This window comes from Colwellia sp. MB3u-45 (assembly GCF_014077005.1).
In the GTDB taxonomy this organism is placed as follows: Bacteria; Pseudomonadota; Gammaproteobacteria; order Enterobacterales; family Alteromonadaceae; genus Cognaticolwellia.
On record NZ_JACGVC010000052.1, the window covers coordinates 74,802 to 82,392 of the forward strand.

At 38.4% G+C, this 7,591-nt stretch carries 5 protein-coding genes; 3 read left to right on the top strand and 2 right to left on the bottom strand.

The features are described 5' to 3' along the window. Positions 1-31 precede the first annotated feature (31 nt). Entirely contained in the window at positions 32-1,141 is a 1,110-nt protein-coding gene (locus tag H4J41_RS15200) for an MBL fold metallo-hydrolase (protein ID WP_259364445.1), read from the top strand. Positions 1,142-1,800: 659 nt separating this feature from the next. Here the strand turns inward: H4J41_RS15200 and H4J41_RS15205 are convergent. Then, positions 1,801-2,991, bottom strand: a complete 1,191-nt coding sequence (locus tag H4J41_RS15205; protein ID WP_182137582.1) for a YbfB/YjiJ family MFS transporter — start codon at positions 2,989-2,991, stop codon at positions 1,801-1,803. Between the two features lie 349 nt (positions 2,992-3,340). Between H4J41_RS15205 and htpG the strand changes: the two genes are divergently transcribed. Together htpG and adk are read left to right on the top strand one after the other, a co-directional pair. Then, positions 3,341-5,302, top strand: coding sequence for a molecular chaperone HtpG (gene htpG, locus H4J41_RS15210; RefSeq protein WP_182137583.1), 1,962 nt, complete (start codon positions 3,341-3,343; stop codon positions 5,300-5,302). Between the two features lie 193 nt (positions 5,303-5,495). Next, entirely contained in the window at positions 5,496-6,140 is a 645-nt protein-coding gene (gene adk, locus H4J41_RS15215; protein ID WP_182137584.1) for an adenylate kinase, read from the top strand. Positions 6,141-6,949: 809 nt separating this feature from the next. Here adk and H4J41_RS15220 read toward each other — a convergent pair. Next, positions 6,950-7,441, bottom strand: coding sequence for a GNAT family N-acetyltransferase (locus H4J41_RS15220; RefSeq protein ID WP_182137585.1), 492 nt, complete (start codon positions 7,439-7,441; stop codon positions 6,950-6,952). Between the last annotated feature and the right edge of the window lie 150 nt (positions 7,442-7,591).

A 7,591-nucleotide genomic window follows, 5' to 3' on the forward strand; every position in this document is an offset into this window, starting at 1 on the left:
ATCAGTTTTAGGAGTTATTAGCTTGCAAATAATGTTTAGTTTGCGAAAAACCATGGCGTTGCAGATAGTGAGTATTGTCTGCTTTATTCTACTCACTGGCTGCACAGCAAAAAATCAGTTAAGGCAGATAGAACAAGCTGATTCTGTTATAAAATATAAAGAAAGTTTAGCTAAACCCGCACGTTTTTCTAATTTATATCCCGGCAAAAAAAGTTACTTAATTACCTGTAAGGACAATTGTTATCAGTCCTCACCAGTCGTTGAATGTGAAACACCGGCTGAAAATTGTCGCTTTATTGGAGAACAATCGCCACCAAAGGTCAACACGGGTTTTAGCTTTCGCTGGCTTGGGCATGCCAGTTTTTATATCAAAAGTCCTGAAGGCAGTACCTTACTGCTAGACCCAGTGAGTGAACAATTTGATTGGCCAGTGAATTGGGCTTTTAAGTTAAGCGCCGGCTTTTTTCGTAATGAACCACAGTGGCCATCGCTCAGTGAAATTGGCGATGTTGACGCTGTATTGTACTCACATATTCACTATGATCATTTTAACAAAGTTGATATTGAAAAAATTGGCACCGATGCGCAATATTTTGTGCCTTCAGGTTTTGCAGCGCATTTTCCCAATAACGGCTATCGCATTAATGAAATGGCTTGGTTTTCAAAAACGACATTAGCCGAGTTGAACATTAACTTTGTGCCTGCACATCATTTTAGTAGTCGAATTTTAGTGCCTTATTTATACGAAGATAAAGATGTTACGCTTTGGGGTGGCTGGGTTATCGAACACCAAGGTCAACGCATATTTTTTGCAGGCGATACCGGATATTCTGAGCATTTTAAAGATATTCAACAGCGTTATGGTGATATGGATGTTTGCTTGATGCCTATTGCTTCGTATTTTCATCAAGAAAATAGTGCATGGTATCGCTATGTTCACACCACGCCCGAAGATGCTTTAATAGCCGCGCAAGCGCTAAACTGTAAAGTCATGATTCCATGGGGTTATGGCAATAATAGCTGGAAAATGGGTGATCATAGTTCCCATTCGCCGTTATTACGCTTATTAAAAATGCATAAAGCAATGAACTCGCCAATACCTCTACATATTTTAAACGAAGGTGAAGAAGTTACCTTTTAGCAGCAGCTATGCTTAAATTTATTCAACACGCTTACTGGTTGAATAAAGGCTAGTTAAGCTCAGTTTTAATCATCACAATTTTAGTATGGCCAATGTTTTTAATATGGTACGTGGCGGCGTGCAGGTATAAAGTTTGTCGGTTAGTGGCTATCAGGTTTACTCGCTTGGTTGGGCTTAAATTCATCAAGTTAAATAAAATTTAACTTTCTTCAGCACAAATGCCGATAAACAAAAACAACAGCCACTGCAGATATTTATTGGCCCATTACTTTGATCGCCCGCTAAACGTTTGATGGACTGAATTCCGACCTACAAAAGACCGATAAAAGATCTACAAAAGATAGACAAAAGATCGAAAAAACAATTATCCAAAACTATATTATCACCCGTAGGCCCTATGTAGGTTGGACTTTAGTCCATCAGGTTAAATGAAATTTAACTTTTTTGGTATTAAGATGGCTCAACAAAAAAAGACCTGCTGCAGATTTATTATTAACCCATTGCCTTGATCGTCGGCTAAGCGTTTGACGGACTGAAGTCCGATCTACAAAAGATCTATAAAACAATTGCCTAACATACTCCTTCCTCTCTAGACTTTTAAAAATAAGACTTCATAACTTAACATCCTTGTTGTCGAACAGAGCGTTTTAATTAAACATCTATAAATTATTAGCAATTTGGTTATGAGTCATTAAATTATTTTTCGCATATTTGAGTAATAATATGCCACATAGAACAATAAAAGCGGTTAAATACAGTGCCGCGTTATAATTGCTAAATTGCGCGATTAACGCGACACAATAAAGTGGTGCAACTACTTGTCCAACGCCATAAGCGGCGGTAATTACCCCCATGATAAACACAGGATTTTTACCGGCTAATTGACCACCAAAATTCATAAACAGTGAAACAAGGCCAATAAAGGTGCCACCGTATAACACGCCACTGAGTAAATTAAGCCATATATTGGCAGAGAAGGTCGGGATTAAAATAGCAATGACCTGCAGTGCCATCGCCACCATCATAATGTCGATACTATTGAACCTGTGTGCTAAACGCATCCAAATAATGCAAGAAGGAATACCCGCTAAACCAACCGCTAACCAAGCATAGCCACCATAACCCGCTAACCCTGGCAGTGAGTTTACTATGTCAGGAAGAAAGGTCGCTTGTACCACCATGCCAACACCTTCGGTGAAGTAGGCCAGCGCTAACACAATCACCAGTGGCGTAAATAACGATTTATCAAATTTGTGGCTAATAACTTTGTCAGCCCCTTGCTTGTCAAAACTGAGAATATAGGCGGAATAGCAGGCGAATATTACCCCCGCAATCGCTAAAGCTAACCAAGCATGTTGCCAATTGTCACTATAGGAAAAAACACTGCGCATGATTAAGTCAGACACCAATATTGAAAAACCTAAACCACTAAAGTGTATACCCATTGCTTTGGTTTTATTGGTATTTTGTAGTTTTGACATCACGATGGCAGAGCCAACCACTAATGCCATCGCCGCGCCAAAGCCGGCAAATAGGCGAGACAGTAGCCAAATAGTATTGTTTTCGGTAAAAGCCAGTACCAGTGATGTGATAACACACAAGGCTAAGCCAATGCGGAAAAATTTCACTTTGGCATGAATATCTTTAATAAAAATTGAGAAAATTGAACCCGATAAATAACCAACATAGTTAATTGACGCAAGTACACCGGCGAAAGCGATACTGAGGTGGTTTTCCAACATAGATGGCAGTAATGAGGTAAAGGCAAAACGCGCGACGCCAACACCAACGACTAAGGCTAGAATGCCAGCCAATAAGATCGCGGCATTGTTATTTCGATCAAGCAACATGTTAAATTCCTGTGTTATCGCTTACGGTCAATACTGATGAAAAGACAGTAACTGAGCCAGTTTTGGTCGTTAGAGCACAAACAAGCTAATGCTCTAATGTAAGGACAGAAGTCACTGAAAGCAAATCATTATTTGTTATTAAGAGTATATAAAAATAGCGAGAAATAAAATTAAAGCCAAGCAATGATAAAGTCGAACAGAACTATTATCTCTGATGTTTTTTTAATTTCTTGCTTGAAAACCTTATCGCTACCCCCACATGTTAACTATCGAGTGGGTATTGGATAATGATGTTTAATATTCACGATAAACAATCATTTTAATGTTAGTTAGAGTAGGAAGTTTCCAGATGTCTGAGACAGGCCAAAAAGAAGTTCACGGTTTTCAAACCGAAGTAAAGCAACTATTACAGTTGATGATCCACTCACTTTATTCAAATAAAGAAATATTCTTACGCGAGTTAGTTTCAAACGCTGCTGATGCCGCTGATAAATTACGTTTTAAAGCATTATCGAATGCTGATTTATATGAAGGTGACGGTGATTTACGTGTGCGAGTAAGTTGCGATAAAGAAAACAATACTCTGACTATTTCTGATAACGGTATTGGTATGACACATGACCAAATCGTTGAGCATTTAGGTACTATTGCTAAATCAGGTACTGCTGAATTTTTCTCACAACTTTCTGGTGATCAAGCGTCTGACTCACAATTAATTGGTCAATTTGGTGTTGGCTTTTACTCAGCATTTATCGTTGCTGACTCGGTCACTGTACGTTCACGTGCTGCCGGCGTTGATGCTTTGGAAGGTGTTGAATGGACAAGTGCTGGTGAAGGTGAATTCACTACCGCTAAAATTGAAAAAACCAACCGTGGTACCGACATTATTCTTCACTTAAAAGAAGAAGAAAGTGAGTATGCTGATGATTGGCGTTTAAAAACTATTGTTACTAAGTATTCAGACCATATCTCTGTTTCAGTTGAAATGTTAACACCAGAAGTACCGGGTGTTGACGCGATTGAAGAAGTAAAAGATGATGAAGGTGAAGTAACAAAACCAGCCGTTGAAGCACGCGACGCTGTTCCTGCTATATGGGAGCCTGTGAACAAAGCCACCGCACTTTGGACACGAGAAAAGTCTGAGATTACTGACGAAGAATATAAAGAGTTTTATAAGCATGTATCACATGACTTTGGTGACCCACTTTTATGGGAACATAATAAAGTAGAAGGTAAAACTGAATATACTTCATTACTTTACATTCCATCTAAAGCCCCGTTTGATATGCATAACCGTGAGAAACAGCATGGTTTAAAATTATTTGTTCAACGTGTGTTTATTATGGATGACGCCGAGCAATTCATGCCAAGTTATTTACGTTTTGTAAAAGGCTTATTGGACTCAAATGATTTGCCTTTAAACGTATCACGTGAAATTTTACAAGATAATAAAATCACGCAAGCCATACGTAAGGGTTGTACTAAACGTGTTTTAAAAATGCTTGAAAAATTGGGCAACAAAGATGCTGAGCAATATCAACTATTCTGGAACGAATTTGGTCAAGTATTAAAAGAAGGTCCAGCAGAAGATTCTTCTAATAAAGATGCTATTGCTAAACTCATGCGTTTTGCTTCTACTCATGAAGATAACAGCTTGCAAAGTGTTTCACTTGCGCAATACGTTGAACGGATGAAAGAAGGCCAAGATAAAGTTTATTATGTCGTTGCTGATAGTTTTGAAGCGGCTAAAAACAGCCCTCATCTAGAAGTGTTCCGCAAAAAGGGCATTGAAGTATTATTGATGGCTGACCGAATTGATGAATGGTTAGTGAGCCATCTAACTGAGTTTGATGGTAAGCAATTACAATCAGTTACCCGTGGTGGTTTAGACTTAGGTGATATGGATGATGCTGAAACGAAAGAAGCACAAGAAAAACTTGAGCAAGAATTCGACTCAGTTGTTATTCGTATAAAAGCTGCGCTTGCAGGTAAAGCCAAAGACGTTAAAATATCACAACGCTTAACCGATTCACCGGCTTGTATTGTTGCTGATGAACATGATATGAGCAGCCAAATGATGAAGTTGATGCAATCAGTGGGTCAAGAAGTACCAGATTCATTGCCAATTTTTGAAATTAACGCTGAGCATGATTTGATCAAGCACGTTGCTGAAGAGCAAGACGATGAAAAGTTCACACAATGGACTGAAGTTTTATTTGAACAAGCCATGTTGGCAGAGCGCGGCAGTTTGAAAGACCCAGCAACTTTTGTTGCTCGTTTGAACAAACTAATGTTGAGCCTAACTAAATAAACTGCAGTTAGGTTAAATAATGATCTAGGTCATATTATCATTCGACTATCATTAGACTTTAGTCAAAAAAAGGAGCTTTTTAGCTCCTTTTTTGTTTTTTTGCACTGCTAGCTACTTGTTTGAAGCCCTTTGAATATGTATAGTGTTTGCTCTTTCACAATACTAATTCATTAATTAAATAGGGTTATACTAAATGCGCATTATTTTATTAGGTGCACCAGGTGCCGGTAAGGGTACTCAAGCACAATTCTTAATGGCTAAATTTGGCATTCCACAAATCTCTACCGGTGACATGCTTCGTGCTGCGATTAAAGCAGGCACTGAACTCGGCCAAAAAGCCAAAGCAGTGATGGACGCAGGACAGCTTGTATCTGATGAATTAATTATTGGTTTGGTTAAAGAGCGTATAGCCCAAGACGACTGTAAAGCCGGTTTCTTACTTGATGGCTTTCCACGCACAATTCCACAAGCTGATGCAATGAAAGCGAGTGGCGTTACTGTTGACCACGTTATTGAGTTTGATGTACCAGATGAAGTGATTGTTGAACGCATGGCAGGCCGTCGTGTTCATGCCGGTTCAGGTCGCGTTTATCATCTCGTTTACAATCCGCCAAAAGAAAACGGTAAAGACGATGTAACGGGTGACGACTTATCTGTGCGTCCAGATGACGAAGAAGCAACTGTACGTAAGCGTTTAGGTATTTATCACGAACAAACTAAACCATTAGTTGACTACTACCAAGGCGAAGCTAAAGCTAACGCTTGTGCCTATTTAACGATTGATGGCACACAACCGGTTGAACAAGTGAGCTCATTGTTAGATGAGAAACTATCATAAGTTAAGCACTGAATGCTAAGTTATGAAATATGAAGCTCGCTTATGCGAGCTTTTTTATGTTTAGTATGAAGGGATTTTTTTGTGCCAAATAAAATCTAAGGCTTTATGTAGGCTGGACTTCAGTCCATCAGGTTTAATGAAATTTAACTTTTTTACTATCAAGACAGACAAAAATAAAACCTGCTGCAGATGTTTATTGCTTATCTAATTAACAGTTCGCTTAGCGTTGACGGACTAAAGTCCGCCCTACAAAAAAATAACAAAAACCACAAAAACAACAAAACAATTATCCAGCGCTAGATTATCACCCGTAGGCTTTATGTAGGGTGGACTTCAGTCCATCAGGTTAAATGAAATTTAACTTTCTCTGCTATCAAGACAGACAAAAATAAAACTTGCTGCAGATGTTTATTGCTTATCAAATTAACAGTTCGCTTAGAGTTGACGGACTAAAGTCCGACCTACAAAAAAATAACAAAAACCACAAAAACAACAAAACAATTATCCAGCGCTAGATGGTCACCTTTAGGCTTTATGTAGGGTGGACTTCAGTCCATCAGGTTAAATGAAATTTAACTTTTTTTGCTATCAAGACAGACAAAAGTAAAACTTGCTGCAGATGTTTATTGCTTCTCTAATTAACAGCTCGCTTAGAGTTGACGGACTGAAGTCCGACCTACAAAAAAATCACACCGGGCTATATTGTTACCCTTAGGCAGGTTGGTGAGAAAGAACGGTGATATAGCTGATAAAATCTACCTAGTGCTTAAACCTTTGCTAAAGCGTTAATTCTACCTTTATTACATGTTTTAATGGGTTTTTAGCATGCCAATATGGGGGATATCATCCTCTAAATACATTTCACTGACACGTTCAAAACCGTGCTGATTATAGTACTTCTCTAAATGTTCTTGAGCTGATATTTTCACGGTGTCATTTGGGAAAAACTTTAGGCATTCAACTAAACCGACTCGCATTAGTTCGTGACCAAGCCCGATACCACGGGCACATGAGGCAGTAACGACACGACCAATACTAATGTTATCTGGATAGGTTAAGCCTTTGGGTAAAATACGTAAATATGCGGTCATAACACCGTCTTGATAGCAAAATAGATGTTGGGTTTGTGGGTGGCGATCGTGATCGTCTAAGTCAGGATAAAAACAGCTTTGCTCAACAACAAAAATATCAATTCGTAATTTTAATAAATCGTAGAGTTCATCGGTGTTTAACTGTGAAAAGGTTTTGTTTTCCCAGATTATTTCTGTAGGTATAAGCGATTTTTTTAGCAAATTTTTCATATTTCATCATACTTTTTCATGAGGTTTAGGTGATGTACAGCCTGTACTAAGTCTTGTTTGTGACGCATTTCGTTATATACTTGCGGATAAGGTAATTGCTTCATGACGATTTTTTATTTTTTATTTTTTATTTTTTATTTTTTATTAGTT

What these genes read in the sequence shown, in the direction of transcription:
- H4J41_RS15200 (WP_259364445.1), top strand. Translation starts at nt 32, where the DNA reads ATGTTTAGTTTGCGAAAAACCATGGCGTTGCAGATAGTGAGTATTGTC.
- H4J41_RS15205 (WP_182137582.1), bottom strand. Translation starts at nt 2,991, where the DNA reads ATGTTGCTTGATCGAAATAACAATGCCGCGATCTTATTGGCTGGCATT.
- htpG (WP_182137583.1), top strand. Translation starts at nt 3,341, where the DNA reads ATGTCTGAGACAGGCCAAAAAGAAGTTCACGGTTTTCAAACCGAAGTA.
- adk (WP_182137584.1), top strand. Translation starts at nt 5,496, where the DNA reads ATGCGCATTATTTTATTAGGTGCACCAGGTGCCGGTAAGGGTACTCAA.
- H4J41_RS15220 (WP_182137585.1), bottom strand. Translation starts at nt 7,441, where the DNA reads ATGAAAAATTTGCTAAAAAAATCGCTTATACCTACAGAAATAATCTGG.